This window comes from Erwinia sp. AC075 (genome assembly GCF_979253995.1).
The window spans coordinates 4,870,001-4,893,264 of record NZ_CEEDEU010000001.1 but is presented as its reverse complement, the minus strand read 5'-3'; the positions used below and the strand labels follow the sequence as shown (position 1 = coordinate 4,893,264).

The window sequence follows — 23,264 nt, the reverse complement described above, 5'->3', positions numbered from 1 at the left end:
CGCCTTATAAGCCGCGACGACACTGCCTTCCTTTAGCTATACGCTGCGCTTGTGACGTTTCTGCGCCAGCTGCCATCCCCACAGCACGGCAATCGCCAGCGCAAACAGCGCCCCAAATCCCACCCCTGTCGCCACCGGCGGCGCGCCAAGTTTGATCGCCAGCGAGTAAAGCCCCAGCATCAGCAGCATTGCGCTGTTCTCACCGAGGTTCTGCACGGCGATTGCATTGCCTGCGCCAACGCTCTCTCTACCGCGCATTTGCAGCAGCGCGTTCAGCGGCACCACAAAGAATCCGCCCAACATACCCAGCACGATCAGCAGGCCGTAAGCGCCGGTGGTGGTGTGTTGCAGCGAGAAAAAGACCACCGCCACACCAATCAGCACGCCAGCAGGCATACAGCGGCCGACGTTTTTCAGCGTCACCAGTTTCGCTGCGGCACCCGCGCCAAAGACGATACCGATGGCGACCATGGCATTCAGCAAGGTCGGGGTTTTGTTATCGGTAATCCCCAGCGCCACCGGCACCCACAGCACCAGCAGGAAGCGCAGCGTGACGCCTGCGCCCCAGAACAGGCTGGTGCCGACCAGCGAGAAGCGGGTTTCGCCATCACGCCACAAAATGCGGCAGGCGCTGAAGAAGCTGGCCGACATTTTTGCCGGATGCCACGACTGGCCAGGTCTGGCCGCCGTCAGCGTCGGGATCAGGGTATTGGCGGCAACCGCCAGACCATAGGCCGCGACGCAGGCCACCAGTGCGCCGGTCAGGTTCCAGTCAGCCAGCACGCCACCGGCAATCGATCCCAGCAGAATGGCGGCAATGGTCGACGACTCCATCAGGCCGTTGGCTTTCACCAGCGTATCGCCACCGGAGATCTCACCGAGAATGCCGTATTTGGCCGGTGAATAGGCCGCCGCGCCGACGCCGACCAGGCTGTAGCCGAGAAACGGATTAAAACCGAAGCAGATGGTCAGCGCGCCCAGCAGCTTGAGGCCGTTAGAGAACATCATCACCCGACCTTTGGCGAAGCTGTCCGCCATCTGGCCGACAAACGGCGCCAGAATGATGTAGGTGGCAACAAACACCATCTGCAACACCGGCTGGCTCCAGTCGGGATAGACCTGCTGCTTCAGCACCGCGAGGGTAGCAAACAGCAGCGCATTATCACCAAACGCGGAGAGGAACTGGGCGGCAATCACCGCCATCATCCCTTTCGACATCAGCCCCTGAGGGTTGGCGGGGTTAGTCATTGGCGTTCTCCGCGTTCTCTGGATTTTCGGCCATGCTGCGCAGGGTGACGAAATCAGGTTTACCGCTGCCCAGTAACGGCAGCTGCTTGAGGAAGCGGATGTCTCGCGGCACCGCCAGCTCCGGGCTGCCCAACTCACGCGCGGCTTTCTGCAGCCCATCGCGGCTCAGTTCGCTGTCGGTGGTGAACAGCACCAGGGCTTCGCCACGGTTGCCGTCCGGCTTCATTGAGGCGGCATGCTGCTTCTCTGGCGAGGCTTTCAGCGCCAGTTGCTCAACCGTTTCCAGCGAGACCATTTCACCGGCGATTTTGGCAAAGCGCTTCACGCGGCCCTGGATCTGGCAGAAGCCGTGATCGTCAAAGCTGACGATATCACCGGTGTCGTACCAGCCGGCTTCCATCTGCCCTTCACCGTTATCGGCCTGTGGGGCTTCCAGCACGCCAGGATTTTCCACCCGCAGATAGCCTTTCATAATGTTCGGGCCGCGCAGCTGCAGCAAACCGCCCTGCTCAATGCCCGGCACCGAAATCAGACGTGAATCCATGCCCGGCAGAATGCGGCCAACGGTATGGTTTTTCGCCGCCATCGGCACGTTAATCGCCACGACCGGCGCGCACTCGGTCACGCCATAGCCTTCCAGAATACGGATACCAAATTTGTCCATCCAGGTCTGGCGCGTGCCTTCCTGTAATTTTTCCGCACCCGCGACAACATAACGCAGCCGGCCAAAATCGTACGGGTTGGCGAAGCGCGCATAGTTGCCGAGGAAGGTGGAGGTGCCGAACAGCACGGTGCAGTTACGGTCATAGACCAGTTCCGGCACGATGCGATAATGCAGCGGGCTGGGATAGAGGAACACCTGCGCGCCGGTCATCAGCGGGGTAAAGAGTCCCACCGTCAGGCCGAAAGCATGGAACAGCGGCAGCGCGGACATAAAGCGGTCGCGCGGCGTGAAGTCCGCCACGGTTCTGATCTGCTCAACGTTGGCCAACAGGCTTTTATGGGAGTGCACCACGCCTTTCGGGTTGCCTTCCGATCCGGAGGTAAACAGCACCATCGCGGCATCTTCCGGCTGTTGCTTCACTTCGGCCTGGCGCGGCATCAGCAGATGGCGCAGGATCCACAGCTTGTCCTGAGTGGTGACGGTGTCTTTCAGATCTTCGAGGAAGATCCAATTCACCTGGGTAATCTCTTCCGGCAGATGCCACAGCTTGCCTTTGTCGAGGAACTGGCGGGAGGTGAAGACCGTTTTCACTTCCGCAGCATTTAGCGCGCTGCTGACGCCCTTTACTCCAGCGGTGTAGTTCAGCATCGCCGGGATACGTCCGCGCATCGACGCACCGAGGATCGCCGCCGCGGTAACCGTCGCATTAGGCAACAGCAGACCGATATATTCACCGGGCGCGGTATAACGCTCCAGAATACGGCCGACGCCGAGGGATTTTTTCAGCAGGCCGGTGTAGCTGTCAGGCGTGAAATTGACGTCTTCGATTGCCGGTTTGAAGTAGCCATACCGGGTACGCGCAGACAGAAAGGCCTGATACAGGGTTTCGCGTGGACGCACCGCCATACGGGCTTCCATCATGATGTGATGCAGATGCTCGCCCGCCAGCTTGCGGCGATCGCGCGCTTTTGGCGCGTCCGGCATCGGGATAATGGTGGACGGCAATACGGTCAGGCTGATGCGCGGGAAAAGACGGCGCTTAAACACGCCGGCCAGGCGACCAAAAGGGGTATATTCCGCCCCTTCAATACGCAGCGGCACCACGGTAGCCTGGGATTTTGCGGCCACGAAGCCGGCACCGTCGTAGATTTTCATCAGCGAGCCGGTCACGGTGATACGGCCTTCCGGGAAGATCACCACCGGACGGCCCTGGCCTATCATTTTCACCAGATGCTTGATCGACATCGGCTTAGTCGGATCCATCGGCACGAAATCGACCACTTTGCTGGCCAGGCGCATCGTCCAGTGCTGACTGACCGACGAGTAAACGGCAAACACCGGTTTTACCGGCAGAAAAACGGCCAGCAACACGCCGTCGAGAAACGACATGTGGTTGGGCACAATCAGCACTTTTTCTTTATATAATCCAGACAGATCGCCCTGCAGGCGGGTGCCGAAGCACAGGCGAAACAGCAGGCGGAAAGTTTTAAATAGCATGCCAACTCCTTAGCATAAAAAAGTTGGCTCTAACGATGCAGTATCCAGCGCCACAACTCAATGCTCTGCAGGCAAAATAGTCCTCAAACAGGTCAGGATGGAACCGGCTTCACATCGGGTTTAAAGGCCTTCCGCACTCTCTGCCATCACCGGTCCTGCCAGCCGCCGCCCAGCGCGGCAATCAGCTGGACGCTGGCAACCCACTGCGTGCTTTGCAGCGACAACAGGCTCTGCTGTGAGCTGAGGCTGGTGTTCTCGGTGGTCGCCACATCCAGATAATCAATCATCCCGGCCTGATACTGGTTATAGGTGACGCGCGCAGACTCTTTCGCCGCGTCGGTCGCCCGCTGCTGCGCCAGCATCTCGTCCTGCAGAGTGTTCAGCTCAACCAGATAGTTTTCCACTTCCTGGAAGCCGGTCAGCACCGCCTGGCGATAGCTTGCCACGTCCGCATCATAGGCGGCGCGGGCCTGATCGACTTTCGCCGAGGTGCCACCAAAGTCCAACAGCGTGCCGCTCAGCTCCGGCCCTAATGACCAGACGCGGTTGGGCAGCGAGAGCAAATTGCTGAAGGTGGAACTGGAGAAGCCGCCGGTGGCGCCAAGCGTCAGGTCTGGATAGTACCCGGCAATCGCCACGCCCACCGCAGCATTGGCCGAAGCCACGGTACGTTCGGCATAGGCGATATCCGGACGGCGCTGCAACAGCTCGGACGGCAGCGCGTTCGGGGTGGTCGGCAGCGTGGCGGTAAGCGGTGCGGCAGGCAGGCTGAATTCAGCGGGGGTTTTGCCGATCAGCATGGCGATGGCATGTTCGGTCTGCGCCCGTTGCCAGGTCAGATCCAGCGCGGACGCCCGGGCGCTTTCCAGCTGGGCCTGCGCCTGCGCCAGCGTGGCGCGGGATTCGCTGCCGGACTGGTATTTGTTGTCGATTACCTTCAGATAGCGCTGATAGGCGTCGACACTTTGCTGATACAGGGCGATCTGCTGATCCATAATCCGCAGCTGGAAATAATCCTGCGCCAGTTCGGACTGCGCACTCAGCGTGATGTTGGCTAACTCGGCGGCGCTGGCCTGCGCGCTGGCCTTGTTCTCTTCCAGCGTGCGACGCAGTTTGCCCCAGATATCCAGCTCCCAGCTGGCGCTGGCTTCCAGCGAGTGGCTGTTGCTGACCGTGCGGCCCGAGCCGGTGGTGGTGTTACTGGCGCTGCCGCTGCGGGTGGAAGCGCCGGTTCCGGTCACGCTGGGAAACAGATCCGAGCGGGATCCCGACACCAGTGCCTGCGCCTGACGATATTGCGCTTCGTATTGCGCGACGTTTTGGTTGGAAATCGACACCTGCTGCAACAGCCCGGCCAGCGATTCATCGTGGTAAACCGCCCACCACGCGCCTTTACTATCCGCATCCTGCGGTTTGGCCTGTTGCCAGCCTTTGGCTTCTTTGTACTGGCTGGGCACGCTGGCGGTTGGACGATGGTAATCAGGGCCAACGGCACAGCCGCTCAGGATCAGCGCCAGCAAAACAGGAGTCAGTTTAGTCATTTTCATTATCATTATTCAGCATGACGCAGGCGGGCCCACTGGCGTTTCGTGGCCCGGCTGGCGCGATCAAGATAGAGGTACACCACCGGAGTGGTGAATAAAGTGAGCAGCTGGCTCAAGGCCAGGCCGCCGGCAATCGCCAGCCCCAGCGGACTGCGTAAATCGGCATCGCCACCGCTGCCCAACGCCAGCGGCAGCGCGCCAAAGAAGGCGGCCAGCGTGGTCATCATAATCGGGCGGAAACGCATCAGGCAGGCCTGGGTGATCGCCTGCTGCGGTGACAGTCCCTGCTTACGCTCGGCCGCCAGCGCAAAGTCGATCATCATAATGGCGTTCTTTTTCACAATGCCGATCAACAACAGAATGCCGATCAGCGCGATCACCGTCAGCTGGGTGCCGGTCAGCAGCATCAGCAGCAGCGCGCCAACGCCCGCCGACGGCAAGGTCGACAGGATGGTCAGCGGATGGATATAGCTTTCATACAGCATCCCCAGCACGATATAGACCGCCGCCAGCGCGGCGAGGATCAGCCACGGCATCGAAGCGGATAGGTCGGCAAAGGCTTTCGCCGTGCCCTGGAAGCCGGCCTGAATGCTGTCCGGTAGCGCGATCTGCGCCATCGCCGTTTTGATCAGCGTCGAGGCCTGTTCCAGCGAGACGCCATCGGCGAGGTTAAAGGCAATGGTGCTGGTCGCTGACTGGCCCTGATGCGCCACCGACAGCGGCGCATTCGCCCCGCTGAAGCTGGCAAAGGCTGAGATCGGCACCTGCGCGCCCTCGTCGTTGACCACAAACATGTTCTCCAGCATCTGCGGATCGCGGGTGTAGGCATCCTGCACCGACATCACCACATGATACTGGTTTAGCGTTTTATACAGCGTGGCCACCTGCCGCTGCGAAAAGGCGTTGTTCAGCAGCGTATCCAGCATATTCACATCCACGCCAAGCCGTTTTGCCTGGTCGCGATCGATATTGATCATCACTTCCTGGCCGCCGGTCTGGGCATCAGAGTCGACGCTGGTCAGCTGCGGGATCGCTTCCAGCGCGGCTTTGACCTTTGGCGTCCAGATGCGCAAGGTATCGAGATCGTCAGCCTGCAGGCTGTACTGATAAGAGGCGTTGGCGCTGCGTCCACCGATATGAATATCCTGCGCCGCCATCAGGAACAGCTGCACGCCGGGGATATTGGCCGATTTGCCGCTCAGCCGGTTGGCGACTTCGGTGGCGGTGGCATCGCGCTTGTCGAAGTCCTTCAGATGCACAAAGAAGTTGGCGGTGTTGCGCGAGCCGAACGCCCCGCTGCCCATCGACGCCATCACGCCATCCACCGCCGGATCCTGCTCAATCATTTTGGCGAACTGCTGCAGCTTGGGCTTCATCGCCTGATAAGAGACGTTCTGGTCGGCCCGCAACATGCCCATCAACAGGCCGGTATCCTGATTGGGGAAGAAGCCTTTCTGCACCACCGAATAGAGGAGCAGATTCAGCAGCACCGTCAGGATCAGGCTGAAGAGCGTCAGACGTTGGTGACGCATCACCCAGTCCAGCGCCGAGGAATACGCTGCCAGCAGCCGGTTCAGGCCGTTTTCAATCCACTGATAAACCGGGTGCGGACGCCTGGTGACCGCCGGTCGGCGTTTTAGCAGCCGTGAACAGAGCATCGGCGTCAGGCTCAGCGAAACCAGCATTGAGATAATCAGCGACACCGTCAGCGTCACCGCAAATTCGCGGAACAGCCGCCCGACAATGCTGCCCATCAACAGGATGGGGATAAACACCGCCACCAGCGACAGCGTCATCGACAGCACGGTGAAGCTCACCTCGTGCGCGCCTTTTAGCGAAGCGCGAACCGGGCTCATCCCTTCTTCGATATAACGGGTGATGTTTTCCAGCACCACGATCGCATCGTCGACCACAAAGCCGGTGGCGATAATCAGCGCCATCAACGACAGGTTATCAAGGCTGTAGCCGAGCATATACATCACGGCACAGGTGCCAATCAGCGACACCGGCAACGCCAGCGCCGGGATCAACACCGCCTGCACGTTGCGCAGGAAAACGAACACCACGCCGATCACCAGCAGCACGGCAATCAGCAGCGTCTCTTCGGTGTCGTACAGCGAGGCGCGAACGTTCGGCGAGCGGTCGACGACAATTTTCAGCGCCACGTCCGCCGGCAGATCCTTCTCCAGCGCCGGCAGCTGCGCTTTGATCGCATCGATGGTTTCCAGCATATTGGCGCCCGCCTGACGGGTCACGCCGATCATCACCGATGGCGTCTGGTTGTAGTAACCGACGTTGTATTTGTCTTCGACCGAGTCATACACCGTGGCGACATCGCTGAGGTGGATCGCCCTGCCGTCCTGATAACTGACCACCAGCTTGCGGTATTCGCTGGCCTTATCGAGCTGGCCGTTGCTGTCCACCACCCACGACTGATGTTCGCCCTGCAACATCCCCTTCGGCAGATTGCTGGTGCTGTTGGCTATCGCCTCGCGCACCGTATCCATCGACACGCCGAAGTGCGTCAGCATCTGCGGTTGCAGATCGATTCTCACCGCCGGCAGCGCACTGCCCATCAGCGACACATCGCCGACACCCTGCACCTGGGCAATCTTCTGGTCGATTTTACTGTCGGCAATATCGTACAGCTCGCCGTTGGTGCGGGTGGTGGAGGTCAGCGCCAGCATCACAATTGGCGCGTCGGACGGGTTGGCTTTACGGTAGGTCGGCAGCGACGCCATGCTGCTCGGCAGCAGGCTGCGGGCGGCATTGATCGCCGCCTGCACGTCACGCGCGGCACCGTTGATGTCCCGGCTCAAATCGAACTGCAAAATGATATTGCTCGATCCCGCCGAACTGCTGGAGGTCATCTCGGTGATGCCGGCAATCTGCCCGAGCGATCGCTCCAGCGGCGTGGCCACCGTGGCAGCCATGGTTTCCGGGCTGGCACCCGCCAGCTTCGCCGTCACCATAATGGTCGGGAAATCCACCTGCGGCAGCGGGGCCACCGGCAGCAGGCGGTAACCGAGCGCGCCCAACAGCAGCAGCGCCATGGTCAGCAGCAGCGTGGCGACCGGCCGGAAGATAAACAGCCGTGTGATATTCATCCGCGAACCTTACGCATTCTGCGGCGGGTACGCTCTGCCATGCGGTCGAACCACAGGTAGATCACCGGCGTGGAGAACAGCGTCAGCACCTGGCTGAAGATCAATCCGCCGACGATCACCAGTCCCAGCGGCTGGCGAAGCTCCGCGCCAGAGCCGGATGCCAGCATCAGCGGCAGCGCACCCAGCAGTGCCGCCATGGTGGTCATCAGGATCGGCCGGAAACGCAGCAGGCAGGCCTGATGGATCGCCTCACGCGGGCTGAGATGCTGATGCTTTTCCGCGTCCAGCGCGAAGTCGATCATCATAATGGCGTTCTTTTTCACAATGCCGATCAGCAGGATCACCCCGATCAGCGCAATCAGGCTGAATTCGGTTCCCGACAGCAGCAGCGTCAGCAGCGCGCCGACCGCCGCGGACGGCAGCGTCGAGAGAATGGTCACCGGATGGATAAAGCTTTCATACAGAATGCCCAGCACCACATACATGGTCAGCAGCGCGGCGAGGATCAGCCACAGCGTATTGCTGGTGGCGCTCTGGAATGCCGCCGTTTCCCCCTGATAACGCAGGGTGATGCTCGACGGCTGCGCCAGACTTTGCTGGGTTTCCGCTATCGCTTTCTGCGCATCTTCCAGCGAATAACCGTCCGTCAGGTTGAAGGAGACGGTCACCGCCGGGAACTGATTCAGCCGCATATGGGTCAGCGAGCCGATACGCTGATGGATGGTGGCAATCGACGTCAGCTTAACCATGCCGGTGGTGCTGGCCGTGGTGCTTGTGCTGCTGTCGCTGGTTGACGTGGTGCTGGTGGTGCTGGTCGAATCCGTATCCGAACTGCTGGTCGTTGTGCTGCTGGCCGCCGCCAGATAGATGTCATCAAACGAGGCCGGAGACTGCTGATATTTCGGCGCCACTTCCAGCACCACGCGGTACTGATTCGACTGGGTAAAGATGGTCGACACCAGGCGTTGGCCGAAGGCGTTATACAACGCGGTATCGACGTCCGCCGCGGTGATGCCATAGCGGGCAGCCGCATCGCGGTTCAGCTCGACGTAGGCCACCTGCCCCTGATCCTGCAGATTGCTGACCACCGAACTGAACTCCGGCCGCTTTTTCAGCGCGGCCACCAGTTTTGGCGACCAGCTCACCAGATTTTCACTGTCAGCATCATCCAGCGAGAACTGATACTGATCCGGCGTGACCTGATCGTTTACCGTCAGATCCTGCGACGCCTGCATATACAGCTGGATGCCCGGCACGCTCTCCATGGCCTGCTTCAGTTCGGCAATCACCTGGTCGGCGCGCTCATCGCGCTGGTCAAACGACTTAAGGTTAATTTGCAGCCGTCCGCTGTTCAGGCTGGTGTTGGTACCGTCGATGCCGATGGTGGATGAAAGGCTCTCCACCGCCGGGTTTTTCAGCACGATAGCCGCCAGCGCCTGCTGACGTTTGGCCATTTCACTGAACGAGATATCCTGCGAGGCCACGGTGACGCCCTGGATCAGCCCGGTATCCTGCGACGGGAAGAAACCTTTGGGGATCACCAGATACAGCAGGCCGGTAAGCACCAGCGTCGCCAGCGCCACCAGCAGCGTCAGCCGCTGATGATTAAGCACGATGGTCAGCAGACGATCGTAACCGGCAATCAGCTTGTCAAAGAACTGGCCGCCTTTACGGTAGAAACGGCTCTGCCGCTCTTCGGGAATATGGCGCAGCAGATAGGCGCACAGCATCGGCGTTAACGTTAATGACACCACCATCGACACCAGAATCGACACCGCAAGCGTGATGGCGAACTCGCGGAACAAGCGCCCGACCACATCGCCCATAAACAGCAGCGGGATCAGTACCGCAATCAGCGAGAAGGTCAGCGAGATAATGGTGAAGCCGATCTGCGCCGAGCCTTTCAGCGCGGCCTGCATCGGGGTTTCGCCCTGCTCCAGACGGCGCGAGATGTTCTCCACCACCACGATGGCATCATCAATCACGAAGCCGGTGGCAATGGTCAGCGCCATCAGCGACAGGTTATTCAGGCTGAAGTCGGCGAGGTACATCACGCCAAAGGTGCCGACCAGCGAAAGCGGCACGGCAATGCTGGGGATCAGCGTGGCAGCCACGTTGCGCAGGAACAGGAAGGTGACCATCACCACCAGTGCAATCGACAGCATCAGCTCAAACTGGACGTCGCTGATCGAGGCACGAATGGTCTGGGTGCGGTCGGAAAGGATCTGCACCTTGACGCCATCCGGCAAGGCGGCCTGAAGGGTTGGCAGCTGTGCTTTAATCGCATCCACCACCGAGATCACGTTCGCGCCGGGCTGGCGCTGCACGCTGATCACAATCGCCGGGGAATTATTGGCCCACGCCGACTGATAGGTGTTCTCCGCCGCTTCCTGAATGGTGGCGATATCGTGCAATCGCAGCGCCGCGCCGTTCTGATACGTCAGGATCAGGTTGCCGTACTCTTCCGCCGTGCGCAGCTGATCGTTGGCGTCGATGGTCACCGAGTGATACTGACCGTCGAATCCGCCTTTCGAGCCGTTAACGTTGCTGTTGCCGATCAGCGTATTGACGTCTTCCAGCGTCAGCCCGTGGGCCGCCAGCGCTTTCGGGTCCATCTGTACGCGGATTGCCGGCTGATGTCCGCCCGCCAGCGTCACCATACCGACGCCGGAAATCTGTGACAGCTTCAGCGCCACGCGGGTGTTGACCAGGTCCTGCACTTTGATCAGCGGTAGCGTGTCCGAACTCGCCGCCAGGGTGATGACTGCGGTATCCGCCGGGTTAACCTTTTTGTAGGTCGGCGGGTTCGGCAGATCGGACGGCAACAGGCTGTCGGCGGCGTTGATCGCCGCCTGCACTTCCTGCTCGGCCACGTCCAGCGACAGATCCAGCGAGAACTTCAGGGTGATCACCGAGGATCCGCTGGAGCTGCTGGACGCCATCTGGCTCAGGCCTGCCATCTGCCCAAGCTGGCGTTCCAGCGGCGCGGTCACCGACGAGGCCATCACGTCCGGGCTGGCGCCAGGATAGAGCGTGGTCACCTGAATGGTGGGATAATCCACCTGCGGCAGCGCCGAGGTGGAGAGGAAGCGGTAGGCGAAGATGCCGGAGAGCAGCACCGCCACCATCAGCAGAATGGTGGCAACCGGACGTTCGATAAAGATGCGAGAGGGATTCATTGCGCTTTCGCGCTCCCGCTGGCGGTTTTGGTTTCTGCGGCGGTCACCACTTTCACCTTGCTGCCGTTGCTCAGACGATCGATCCCTTCGGTAACCACCTGCTCACCCGCGCTGACGCCTGAGAGGATCGCCTGCTGCGTGTCCCCCAGCGTTGGGCCGGTTTTGACCGCCTTGCGGGTCACGGTTTGGTCTTTATTGATCACATAGACAAAGCTGCCATCGCTGCTCAGCTGCAGGGCCTGGGCCGGGATCACCGTCGCCTGTTTCAGCGTGCCGGTTTGCAGCCGCAGGTTCACAAACTGGTTGGGATACAGCGTTTCGTCCTGGTTGGCAAACAGCGCTTTCAGCTTCACCGAGCCGGTGCTGGTATCAATCTGGTTGCTGATAAACTGCACGCTGCCGCTGGCCAGCTCGGCGTTGCCATCCTGATCGAAGGCGGTGGCGGGCAGGCTCTGGCCGTTGTGCAGCGACTTCAGCAGAACAGGAATGTTGTTCTGCGGCACGCTAAAGGTCACGGCGGCAGGCTGGGTCTGGGTGATGGTGACGATGCCGGTGGTATCGGTGGTGTGCACCATATTGCCCGCGTCGACCAGGCGTAAACCGGCGCGACCGGCAATCGGTGAGGTGATTTTGGTGAACTCAAGGTTCAGCTTAGCGGCGGCAATCTGTGCCTCATCGGCCTTGATGGTGCCGGCATACTGGCCAACGGTGGCAATCTGCGTATCCAGATCCTGGCGAGCCAGCGAGTCCTGGGCAAACAGCTTGCGGTAACGCGCCAGCGTCAGTTCGGCACTTTTCAGCAGCGCCTGATTCTGGCTTAAATCACCCTGATACTGCGCCAGCGTGGCCTGATAGCTGCGCGGATCGACCTGCGCCAGCACCTGCCCTGCTTCCACTTTTTGCCCTTCGGTAAACAGCACCTTGATCAACTGTCCGTCGACCCGGCTGGTGACCGTCACCGTCGAGTTAGCCACCACGGTGCCTAACGCAGTCAGATAGACCGGAACATCCGCCGTCGTGACCTCACCCGCGTGCACCGGCGTCACCGCACCGGCCATCATCCCCGGACCGCCAGGCCCACGCATACCGCCATGGCCCCCCGGTCCACCAGGACCACCCGCTTCTCCACCCCCGTGCGGCCAGAAACGCCAGGCAAGCAGGGCAACGAGGATGACCAGGATCAGTAAAATGATTTTTTTACGTCGGGAGGATGAGGTTTTCGAAGTCGTTGGGGTCATGAGGCTCTGTGGAGTCAAGTGAGGCAAAGGGTTCAACGGGGGCCGTTGCCCACGCCTGAAAAAGGTCAGGCCAGCAAAACTGGCCTGACGCTATTATGAGCGAGGGGGGTGATTAAATTCCATCCTCAGAGCGTAAGGATTTCGTAAGGAAATCAAGGGAATCATGATTTCCAACCACCGCCGAGCGCTTTATACAGTGTTATTTGCTGGTTCAACCGTCCTAACTGAGTGGTTATCAGCGATTGCTGCGCCGCATACAGTGAACGCTGCGCCACCAGCACGTTGAGGTAGTTATCCACCCCCTGCTGATAGCGGATATGGGCGAAATCATAGTTCCGTTGATTCGCCTGCTCATCCTGCTCTCTGGCCGTCAGTTCATCTTTGTAGGTGTCCTGTCCGGCCAGCGCATCGCCCACTTCCTTGAATGCCGTCTGGATCGATTTCTCGTAGTCGGCAATTTCAATTCGCTTCTGTAAATGCGCGATATCGAGGTTGGCCGAATTCACGCCGCCGTCGAAGATCGGCAGGTTGATGCTCGGCCCAAAGGACCAGGCAGCCGTGCCGCCTTCCAGCAGATGTCCCAGACTGCTGGAGGTTGATCCGCCGGAGGCCGTCAGGCTGATGCTTGGGAAGAACGCCGCACGCGCCGCGCCGATATTGGCATTCGCCGCTTTCAGCTCATGCTCCGCCGCGATGATATCCGGACGACGGGTCAACAGATCCGAAGGCAGACCGGATGGCGTCGCCGGGAAGTGCCAGTTTTTGTTCAGGCGGGCATTGGCCAGCATGTCGGACGGCAGATTGGTGCCGACCAGCAGCGCCAGCGCGTTGACGTCCTGATGCACCTGACGGGTATAAGACGCAACGTCCGCCTGAGCGGTGCGCACCGAGGTTTCCGCCTGCACCAGATCCTGCTCGCTACTGACGCCGCCATCCACGCTGCGTTTGGTCAGGTTGTACGAATCCTGCTGGCTTTTCACCGTGTCCATCGCCAGCTTCAGCAGCTCGTTATCCGCACACAGCGACAGATAGCCGGACGCCACTTCGGAGATCAGGCTGATCTGCGTGGCGCGCTGGGTGGCAGCGGTGGCCAGGTAGCTTTCCAGCGCCTGGTCACGCAGGCTGCGCAGGCGGCCAAAGAAATCCAGCTCCCAGGCGGTAACTCCCAGGCTGGTATTCAACTCATGGTAGGTCACCGGGCCGGTTGAGGCGGTGTTATACAGATTACCCGGAAGATGCGCGGCGGTCTGCGACGCGCTCAGATCCACCGAGGGCAGCAATGCGGCCCGGTCAATCTGCACCTGCGAACGGGCCACGTCGACATTCAGCGCGGCAACGCGCAGGTCGCGGTTATTTTCCAGCGACAGCGCAATCAGCTTGTTCATCACCGGATCGGTGAAGAAGTTCTGCCAGCTGATATCCGCGCCGTTTCCGGCCCGATCCTTGCCCTGCTGGCCATAATCTGCCGCCACCGGCAGCGCCGGGCGCTGGTACGTCGGCTCCATAGTACAGCCGCTGAGCACCAGCATCATCGCCATCGGCAGCGCGGCCAGGGTTAACGTCTTGCGTAGCATTATTTCTTCACCTCAATATGCGTTTTTTTCTTACCTGAGAAGCGTTGCGCCACCACGACGTAAAACATCGGCACGAAGAAGATGGCGAGGAAGGTGGCAGTGATCATCCCGCCGACCACAGCGGTACCGATCGAGTGCTGGCTCCCTGCGCCCGCGCCGCTGGAGATAGTCAGGGGCAGTACGCCAAGCACAAAGGCCATCGAGGTCATGATGATTGGACGGATACGCAGTTTGGCCGCTTCCATCGCCGCTTCCACCAGCCCTTTGCCCTCTTTCTCGTGCAGCTCTTTGGCAAACTCGACAATCAGAATGGCGTTTTTCGCCGCCAGCCCAACGGTGGTCAACAGCCCCACCTGGAAGAACACGTCGTTTTCCAGCCCGCGCATCAGCACCGCCAGAATGGTGCCGAGCACGCCCAGTGGCACCACCAGGATCACCGAGAATGGAATCGACCAGCTCTCGTACAGCGCCGCCAGGCAGAGGAACACCACCAGGATTGAGAGGGTATACAGCGCGGGCGTCTGCGAGCCGGAACTCTGCTCTTCATACGACAGGCCATGCCACTGCACCTTGAAGCCCGCCGGCAGTTTGGCGGCAATCTCTTCCACGGCTTTGGTGGCATCGCCCGAGCTGTAGCCCGCAGCCGGTGAGCCCATGATTTCGACCGCCGAGATGCCGTTAAAGCGCTCGTAACGTGGCGAACCGTATTCCCACTTGCCGCTGCCAAAGGCCGAGAACGGCACCATTTCGCCGCTGGTATTGCGGAAGTACCACTTGTTCAAATCTTCAGGCGTCACGCGTGAACCGGCGTTGCCCTGCAGATAGACCTTCTTCACGCGGCCGTGGTAGATAAACTGGTTCACGTAGGTTGAACCCCACGCGGTGGAGAGCGTGTCGTTGATGTCTTCCAGACTCAGGCCCAGCGCCCTCGCCCGCTCGTCATCAATGATCAGATGGTATTGCGGCTCATCTTCCATGCCGTTCGGACGGGTCGCCATCAGGCGCTTGTCCTGCGCGGCCATGCCGAGGAACTGATTACGGGCGGCCATCAGCGCTTCGTGGCCTTTGTTGTCGGTATCCTGCAGGAAGAAGTCAAAGCCGGTGGCGTTGCCCAGTTCCATGACCGCAGGCGGCACCAGGGCAAAAACTTTGGCATCCTGCAGCGAGCCGAAGTGCGCCATGGTGCGCTGCGCCAGCTTCTGCACGGTCTGTTCGCTGTTACGCTGCGCCCAGGGCTTCAGCAGCACAAAGGACATCGCGGTGTTTTCCCCGCGCCCGGAGAAGCTGAAGCCGTTCGGCGAGAACACCGAGCTGACTTCCGGCTCGTTCTTCAGCAGCCAGGACTGAATATCATCCAGCACCTGCTGCGTCCGTTCGCTGGAGGCGTTGGCGGGCAGCGTGGTCTGCATCATCATCACGCCCTGATCTTCATCCGGCAGGAAGGAGGTCGGCACGCGGGTGAACAGATAGCCGGTGGCCACCACCAGCAGCAGATAGATCACCAGGAACAGGTTACGCTTGGCGATCACATGGCCGACGCTGTTGCTGTAATGCAGCGTGCCGCTGTCAAACTTGCGGTTAAACCAGCCCGCCAGCCCTGTGGTTTTGTGATCTGCCGATCCTGGTTTCAGGATGGTGGCGCACAAGGCCGGGGTGAAGATCAGCGCCATCAGCACCGACAGGGCCATCGCCGAGACGATGGTGATCGAGAACTGGCGGTAAATAACCCCGGTCGATCCGCTAAAGAAGGCCATCGGCAGCAGCACGGCCGACAGCACCAGCGCGATACCAAACAGCGCGCCCTGGATCTGCTCCATTGATTTCAGCGTGGCGGCTTTGGGATCCAGCCCTTCGTCGTGCATCACGCGCTCGACGTTTTCCACCACCACGATCGCATCGTCCACCAGTAGCCCGATGGCCAGCACCATGCCGAACATCGTCAGGGTGTTGATGGTGTAGCCACAGGCCGACAGGATGCCGAAGGTCCCGAGCAGCACCACCGGCACCACCATGGTGGTGATCAGCGTGGCGCGCAGGTTTTGCAGGAACACCAGCATCACCACAAACACCAGCGCGATGGCTTCGAACAGCGTTTTTACCACTTCTTCAATCGACGAGCTGACCACCGGCGAGGTGTCGTACGGGAAGGTCACCTGCACGCCGTCCGGCAGCGAACCTTTGATGCCGTCAACGGTGGCGCGCACCGCGTTAATCGCATCCAGCACGTTGGCACCACTGGCCAGACGCAGCGCCATACCCGCAGACGGTTTGCCGTTATAGGTCGCGGAAATGCTGTAATCCTGTGGCCCCAAATCGACTTTCGCCACGTCACGCAGGCGCACCTGAGAGCCGTCCGGATTGACCTTCAGCAGGATGTTTTCGAACTCTTTCACCGACTGCAGACGGGTTTTACCGATGATGGTGGCGCTGAATTTCGCCCCCGGAATGGTCGGCAGGCCCGCCAGCTTACCGCTGGAGATCTGCACGTTCTGCTGGGTGATGGCGGTAGAAACATCGCTGGGGATCAGCTGATATTTATACAGTTTGGCCGGGTCGACCCAGATACGCATGCCGTATTCCGAGCCCATCACCATAAAGTCACCCACGCCTTTGGTACGGGAGATCGGATCTTCCAGCTTTGACACCAGCAGGTCGGCCAGGTCACCGTTGCTCATCTTGCCGTTGGTCGAGATCAGGCTGACCACCAACATAAAGTTGGCCTGGTACTTACGTACGTTGATCCCTTGCTGGGTCACTTCGGTCGGCAACTGAGATTCCGCCAGCGACACCTTGTTCTGCACCTGTACCTGGGCGATATCCGGATCGGTGCCCTGATCGAAGGTGACGATGATGGTGGCGCTGCCGTCGCTGTTACTCTGCGACTCGATATAGCGCATGTTATCGATGCCGCTCAGCTGCTGTTCGATAACCTGCACCACGGTGTTCTGCGCGGTTTCGGCGCTGGCGCCAGGATAGGTGACCTGCACCGAGATCGCCGGTGGCGCAATATTGGGATACTGGTTAATCGGCAGCTTGAGGATGGATAATCCACCGACCAGCATCACAATGATCGCCACCACCCAGGCAAAGATGGGGCGTTCAATGAAGAATTTAGACATCAGATTTCCTTACTGCGCTGAAGGATCGGTGATGGACAGATTGGCCTGAGGCGCGGCTTTGTCCTGACTTTCGCTGGCATTGACCTTCGCGCCGGAGCGGACGTTCTGTAAGCCATCGACGATCACCCGGTCGCCCGCTTTCAGCCCGGACGTCACCAGCCATTTGCCGTTGATCATCTCGCCGGTGGTAATGGTTTGCTGCGCCACGGTGTTATCCGCGTTGACCACAAAGACGTAAGGATTGCCCTTGGTGTCATGCATGATCGCCGGCTGCGGTGCCAGGATGCCGCTATCGGCCACGCCCTGCGGGAAGCTGGCGTGGACATACATGCCCGGCAGCAGCACCCTTTTCGGGTTCGGGAATGACGCGCGCATGGTCACGCTGCCGGTTCCCTCATCCACCGTCACTTCCGAGAACTCCAGCTTGCCCTGCCCGGCATAGGTCGAGCCGTCTTCCAGAGTCAGCTTCACCGCTGCCGCATTCTCGCCAACCTGCTTTAGCTTGCCGTCGGCCAGCGCCCGGCGCTGACGCAGCAGATCCTGCGAGGATTCGCTGACATCGACATAGATCGGGTCCAGTTGCTGAATGGTGGTCAGGTAACTGGTTTGGCCGTTGGTCACCAGTGCGCCTTCCGTCGACAGCGAGCGGCCGATATGCCCGCTAATCGGCGCGCGTACCTCGGTGTAATTGAGATTCACCCGCGCCGTTTCCAGATCTGCCTGCGCTTCACGCGCGGCAGCGACCGCATCGTCATAGCTCTGGCCGCTGATGGCATGCGCCGCCGCCAGCGGTTTATAGCGCTGCGCCAGCTTGCTGGCATTGGTTAAGGTCGCCTGCGCTTTGTCATACGCCGCCTGATAAGTGGCCGGATCGATCTGATACAGCGGCTGCCCGGCTTTCACTTCCGCGCCTTCGGTATACAGACGTTTAAGGATGATACCGCTGACTTGCGGACGCACTTCGGCCGTCCGCACGGCAGTGGTCCGTCCCGGCAGCTGGGTGAACAGCGTCACCGGCTCGCTTTTCAGCGTGGTGACGCCAACCGGCGTCGGCGTATTGCTGGCAGCACCGGGCGAGGCATTCTGGTCGCAGGCCGCCAGCACGAAAATCAGGCTGGCTGAGAGGATCTTTAAGCGCATGGTGAATTCTCAAGGTGAAAGGAAATGGAAATAATAATGAGAGTGATTATTCTCACAAAAGAGGGCAATTATAGGGAGGTCACCCGGTGAGAAGTGTTAAGTTTCCGCTAAGTTATTTATCAAAACGCTTCCAATAAGCTTTCCGTGCTTAATCCCGTGCTGACGGGCGCGCAAACGATTCCTTTTGTGCTTTTTTTGCTGCTGAATGCGCCCCTTTCAGCGCTACCAACAGTGAGAGGGGCTGGCACGCGCCGACGGAATGCGGTGTCGGATCGTGATGGCTTACCTTACCGTGCGAGCATTGAGATGGCTGTTTAGGGAGTGCAAAGAGTCAGTTAAGAGATGTGAGCAAGTTCGGCAAATCGCCCGATTTTTACGCGCTGTGAGGTTAAGCCTGGGGGACATGAGAGAGAATTTCAGGGTATTGAGGCTGCTACAACTGTTGAGGGTTATGAAGGTGTTGAGGGTGTTGAGGGGGATGAAGGTGTTGAGAGTGATGAGGATGTGAAGGCTGTTAACCGGTGAGTGTGCGATGCAGAGCAGAGTGCTGCCCTGCATCGCCTGAGAGGATTAATCGCTGTGGGCGGAGTACAACGCGTCCGGCGCCACGTTCATATGCTTCAGGACCGGGCCAATGATGTTACCGAACACCGGCGCGGCAACCGAGCCACCGAAGTGATCGCCTGCGGTTGGGTGGTTAATCATAATCACCAGCGCCACCTGCGGATTACTGGCGGGCGCGACGCCGGCGGTGTAGTTGATATAGCCGCCGTCATATTTTCCGCTGTCGCCCATCTTCTCTGCCGTACCGGTTTTAATCGCCAGACGATAGCCCGGCACCGCCGCACGCACCCCGCTTCCGCCCGGCAGCGCATCGCTCTCCATCATATGCACCACCGAACGCACGGTCTCTTCATCCGCCACGCGGTTGCCGATCACCGGCGGCGTCACCTTGGTGATCGACAGCGGGCGATAAATGCCGAAGGAACCGAGCGTGGCGTATTCACGGGCAATCTGCAGCGGCGTGACGCGCAGGCCATAGCCAAACGAGAAGGTGGCACGTTCGATATCCGCCCAGCGCTCACGGTGCAGCGGGAAGTAGCCGACGCTCTCACCGGTCAGCCCGAGGCCGGTCGGTTTCCCCAGCCCGAACGAGCTGAAGGTGTTGACCAGCACTTCGGCAGGCATCGCCAGCGCAATATGCGACACGCCGATATCGCTCGATTTCTGCAGGATGCCGGTCATGGTCAGGCGCGGCCAGTGGCCAACGTCGCGGATCAGATGACCGTTAACCCGGTATGGCGTGGTATCCAGCACCGAATCCGGGCGAACCAGTTTGCGGATCAGCCCTTCCATCACCACCAGCGGCTTCACCGTGGAACCCGGCTCGTAGCTGTCGTTAATGGCGGTATTGCGCATCTGGTTGGCGGAAACGTTGACGAAGTTATTCGGGTTAAATGACGGGTAAGACGCCATGCCGAGGATTTCGCCGGTATCGATTTTGATCAGCACCGCGGCACCGGAATCGGCCTTGTTCAGCAACACGCCGTCACGCAGTTTGGTGTACATGGTGTACTGATCGAATTTATCGATGCTGAGCTGCACGGTTGGCGGCTGACGCGGCGGTTCATAATTGATCATCGCCACGATATTACCGTGCGCATCCTGGCGGTATTTTTCCACCCCGGCAGTGCCCTGCAACACCTTATCAAAGCCCTTTTCTAACCCGGTCAGCCCGGTGTTATCCGCGCCGACAATGCCGAGCAGCGGCCCGGTGGCATCGCTCATCGGATAGAAGCGGCTGTCGTCATAAACGGTACTGATCCCGGCGAGGTGCAGCGTGGCAATATCTTTGGCGATGCCCAGCTCGATTTTGCGTCCCAGATACAGGAAGCGGCGTTTCGGGTTGGCGTTGATTTGCGCGGCAATCTGCTCAGGGCGTTGATCCAGCGCGTGGGCCAGATACTCCCACTTGTCGCTGGTGAAATCCGGATGGGCTTCCAGCACGCGTTGCGGATCGGCAATGATATCGCGCGACGGCACGCTCAGCGCCAGCGCCTCGCCATTGCGGTCCAGCAGCGTTCCCCGGTTGGTGGGCAGCGTGACGGTACGCAGCGAACGCTCATCCGCCTGCTTTTCCAGCATCGGATGGTTTAACAGCTGTAAATTGCCGACCCATATCAGCAGCAAAACCAGACAGCCGAACACCCCGAGGCAGATCAGACGGAAACGGACAGGATGAAACGGTGATTTTGCCTGGTCTTTTGCCAGTATCTTCTTTAAGCGCGACATGGATCTTCTACTGATGAGGACAGGATAACTGACTGGGAGTTATACAAAAAATGCCGGGGAGATGACAGGGAAACTGTGTTTCAGATCGTGAGTGAACTGTTGCGGGCTTCAGAGCATTATGCGCATTTTCAACAGGTTATCCAGCCAACCCTGTTTTACAGGCAAAAAAAACCTGCGCATCTGCGCAGGTCGGTGAAACAAAGCATAAAAACTTTTTGATGTTCACCCATCAATACCTCTGGGACCTAGACTGTAGCAATCTGGCCGCGTCACTCGCCAGCCAGCATTCGCAACAGTTCTCCGCAAACTGTAACCAGCTATGTGATTCTTAGGCAGTTTTGCAATCTTTCGCCTTTTTGATCTCCACCAGGCAGCTCATGGCGTTCGGCCCCTGGGTTAATGACGAGGTGCCGATATCCAGCGTCAGCACGTTCGGGTTGCCGGCGCGATCGTACGGTTGCCAGGCTTTACCAAACCCAGGGTCGAACCAGGCACCGGTGGCAATCAGTACCACGCTTGGGCTGATGCCATCCGACAGCCTGACGCCCGCCAGCATCCGCCCGCGATCGTTACTGACGTCAATCACATCGCCATCGGCAATGCCGCGCGCGGCAGCATCGTCCGGGTGCATCCACAGCGTTTCATGCCCGGCGGTTTTATTGGCCTGCACCGACGGCGTGGCGTCCATCTGGCTGTGCAGACGGTCGCTCGGCTGAATCGAGATCATATGCAGCGGGAAGCGCTGGCTGACCTCGGCCCCCAACCACTCTCGTGGCGGCTGCCATTCCGGATGCGGCGCAAAGTCGGGCAGCTGATAGCCGGCGATGGTTTCGCTGAACAGCTCAATTTTGCCACTGGCGGTTTTGATCGGATGGGCAAGCGGATCCTGGCGAAAATCCTCCATAAACACGAACGGCTTGCCGCCCTGCGGCACTTCCACATGCCCTTCTTTCCAGAAGGTGTCGAAATCCGGCCAGTCAATGCCCTTACGCTGGTGAGCCCCTGCGCACTGCTGATACAGATGTTCGATCCACTGCGCTTCATTGCGGTTTTCGGTGAAGGTTTCACGGTAGCCGAGGCGATCCGCCAGGTCAGCGAAAATATCGAAGTCGTTACGCGCCTGATGCTGTGGCTTAATCGCCTGATGCATTGCCAGCACGAAGCGGTCACGGGACGAGCCGCCAATATCGTTACGTTCCAGGGTGGTGGTCACCGGCAAGACGATGTCGGCCATCTTCGCTGCAGGCGTCCAGACAATGTCCTGCACGATCACCGTATCCGGCCGCTGCCAGCCTTCCACCAGCCGGTTAATCTGCTGATGATGGTGGAACGGATTGCCGCCTGCCCAGTGGATCAGACGAATGTCCGGATAGGTGTGCATCTGTCCCTGGAAGTGGTACGGCTCGCCGGGATTCAGCAGCATATCGCTGATGCGCGCCACCGGGATCGCCAGATCGGCAATCGGATTGACGCCGGTCGACATCATCGGTGCCGGCCCCTCCACGCGCGGGTTACCCACGCTGTTCATCGAGCCATGGCCGAAGGAGAAGCCCGCGCCCGGCAGTCCCGGTTGGCCGAGCATCGACGACAGCGCAATCATCATCCAGTAAGGCTGTTCGCCACGGTGCGCGCGCTGAACGGAATAGGAACAGGTGATAAAGCTGCGTTTGCCGATCAGCTGCTTCGCCAGTTGCTCAATGCGCTGCGCCGGAATGCCGGTGATGTCGCTGGCCCACTGCGGCGTTTTTGGCGTGCCGTCGGTTTCGCCCAGCAGATAGCTGCGCAGCTGCGGATAGCCCACGCAATGGGAGCTGAGGAAGGCGGTATCCACCGCGTTCAGCCGTTCCACTTCAAAGCCTAACGCCAGCATCAGCGCGACGTCGGTGTTCGGCCGGATCGGGATCCACTCGGCGTTGACAAACTCCGGGCAGTCATCACGCATCGGGCTGATATTGATTACCGTGGTGCCTTTGGCCGCCAGCTCCAGCAGCGCCGGCTTCAGGCTGTGCTGGCCGGCACCGCCCGAGGCAACCTGGCTGTTTTTCAGTGCCAGCCCGCCAAAGGCAACGAAGATTTCGCAGTGTTCCACCACGTTTGGCCAGTCGGTGACCCGGCCGGTCAGCGGCATATAGGTGCCAATCACATACGGCAGGAAGAACTGTGCCGCGCCCCAGCTGTAGTTACCCAGCTGATCGATGCCGCCGCCACCGGTAAAGTAGAAGCGGCGGATCAGCGTGCGGGCATGGTTTACGCGGCCCGCCGACGACCAGCCGTAGGAGCCGTTGAAGATCGCCGAGGGGCCGTAGCGATCGCGCACCCGGCGGTTCTCTTCCGCCACCAGATCCAGCGCGGTCTCCCAGTCCACCTCAACAAAGTCCTCACGACCGCGCAGCGTGCGGTCACTTTTTTCGCGCAGGGCTAACCACGAGCGGCGCACCATCGGCTTCCTGATCCGCTTATCCGAATAGACCAGTTCCGGGATGCTGTTGAGCATCGGCGACGGATCTTGATCGGCGAAAAACGGCTCACAACGCAGCAGTTTCCCGTCTTCGACAACGGCGGTGAAGGCGCCCCAGTGGGCGAGGTGCGGCACTCTTTTAATGGTCATATGGCGATCCGGCAGGCAAACAATTCTTTTTGGAAGGCCAGAATAGCCTTTTTT

The 23,264-nt window shown here is 59.9% G+C and carries 11 protein-coding genes; all 11 read right to left on the bottom strand.

Annotation, left to right across the window (positions count from 1 at the left end; genetic code table 11):
• Positions 1-36 precede the first annotated feature (36 nt).
• Entirely contained in the window at positions 37-1,248 is a 1,212-nt protein-coding gene (gene lplT, locus AC0IXH_RS22725; protein ID WP_041692111.1) for a lysophospholipid transporter LplT, read from the bottom strand.
• Entirely contained in the window at positions 1,241-3,409 is a 2,169-nt protein-coding gene (gene aas / locus AC0IXH_RS22720) for a bifunctional acyl-ACP--phospholipid O-acyltransferase/long-chain-fatty-acid--ACP ligase (protein WP_471721058.1), read from the bottom strand. The genes lplT and aas overlap by 8 nt, the downstream gene beginning before the upstream one ends.
• A gap of 146 nt (positions 3,410-3,555) precedes the next feature.
• Positions 3,556-4,956, bottom strand: a complete 1,401-nt coding sequence (locus AC0IXH_RS22715; protein WP_013203608.1) for an efflux transporter outer membrane subunit — start codon at positions 4,954-4,956, stop codon at positions 3,556-3,558.
• A gap of 5 nt (positions 4,957-4,961) precedes the next feature.
• Entirely contained in the window at positions 4,962-8,060 is a 3,099-nt protein-coding gene (locus AC0IXH_RS22710) for a multidrug efflux RND transporter permease subunit (RefSeq protein WP_471721057.1), read from the bottom strand.
• Positions 8,057-11,239 (bottom strand): efflux RND transporter permease subunit, encoded by a 3,183-nt coding sequence (locus AC0IXH_RS22705; protein WP_471721056.1) that lies wholly within the window; start codon positions 11,237-11,239, stop codon positions 8,057-8,059. The genes AC0IXH_RS22710 and AC0IXH_RS22705 overlap by 4 nt, the downstream gene beginning before the upstream one ends.
• A complete protein-coding gene (locus AC0IXH_RS22700; protein WP_013203611.1) occupies positions 11,236-12,477 on the bottom strand; it encodes an MdtA/MuxA family multidrug efflux RND transporter periplasmic adaptor subunit in 1,242 nt (413 codons plus the stop codon). Before AC0IXH_RS22700 ends, AC0IXH_RS22705 begins: the two co-directional genes overlap by 4 nt.
• A 161-nt stretch (positions 12,478-12,638) precedes the next feature.
• Entirely contained in the window at positions 12,639-14,051 is a 1,413-nt protein-coding gene (locus AC0IXH_RS22695) for an efflux transporter outer membrane subunit (protein ID WP_471721055.1), read from the bottom strand.
• Entirely contained in the window at positions 14,051-17,170 is a 3,120-nt protein-coding gene (locus AC0IXH_RS22690; RefSeq protein WP_471721054.1) for an efflux RND transporter permease subunit, read from the bottom strand. The genes AC0IXH_RS22695 and AC0IXH_RS22690 overlap by 1 nt, the downstream gene beginning before the upstream one ends.
• 9 nt (positions 17,171-17,179) lie before the next feature.
• The gene (locus AC0IXH_RS22685; protein ID WP_346567074.1) at positions 17,180-18,310 is read right to left on the bottom strand and encodes an efflux RND transporter periplasmic adaptor subunit; all 1,131 of its coding nucleotides are present in this window, start codon (positions 18,308-18,310) and stop codon (positions 17,180-17,182) included.
• A gap of 570 nt (positions 18,311-18,880) precedes the next feature.
• Positions 18,881-20,602, bottom strand: coding sequence for a penicillin-binding transpeptidase domain-containing protein (locus AC0IXH_RS22680; RefSeq protein ID WP_053143751.1), 1,722 nt, complete (start codon positions 20,600-20,602; stop codon positions 18,881-18,883).
• Positions 20,603-20,930: 328 nt separating this feature from the next.
• Positions 20,931-23,210 carry a molybdopterin guanine dinucleotide-containing S/N-oxide reductase gene (locus AC0IXH_RS22675; protein WP_471721053.1) on the bottom strand — a complete coding sequence of 760 codons (2,280 nt, stop codon included), beginning with the start codon at positions 23,208-23,210 and terminating at the stop codon, positions 20,931-20,933.
• Positions 23,211-23,264: the final 54 nt, after the last annotated feature.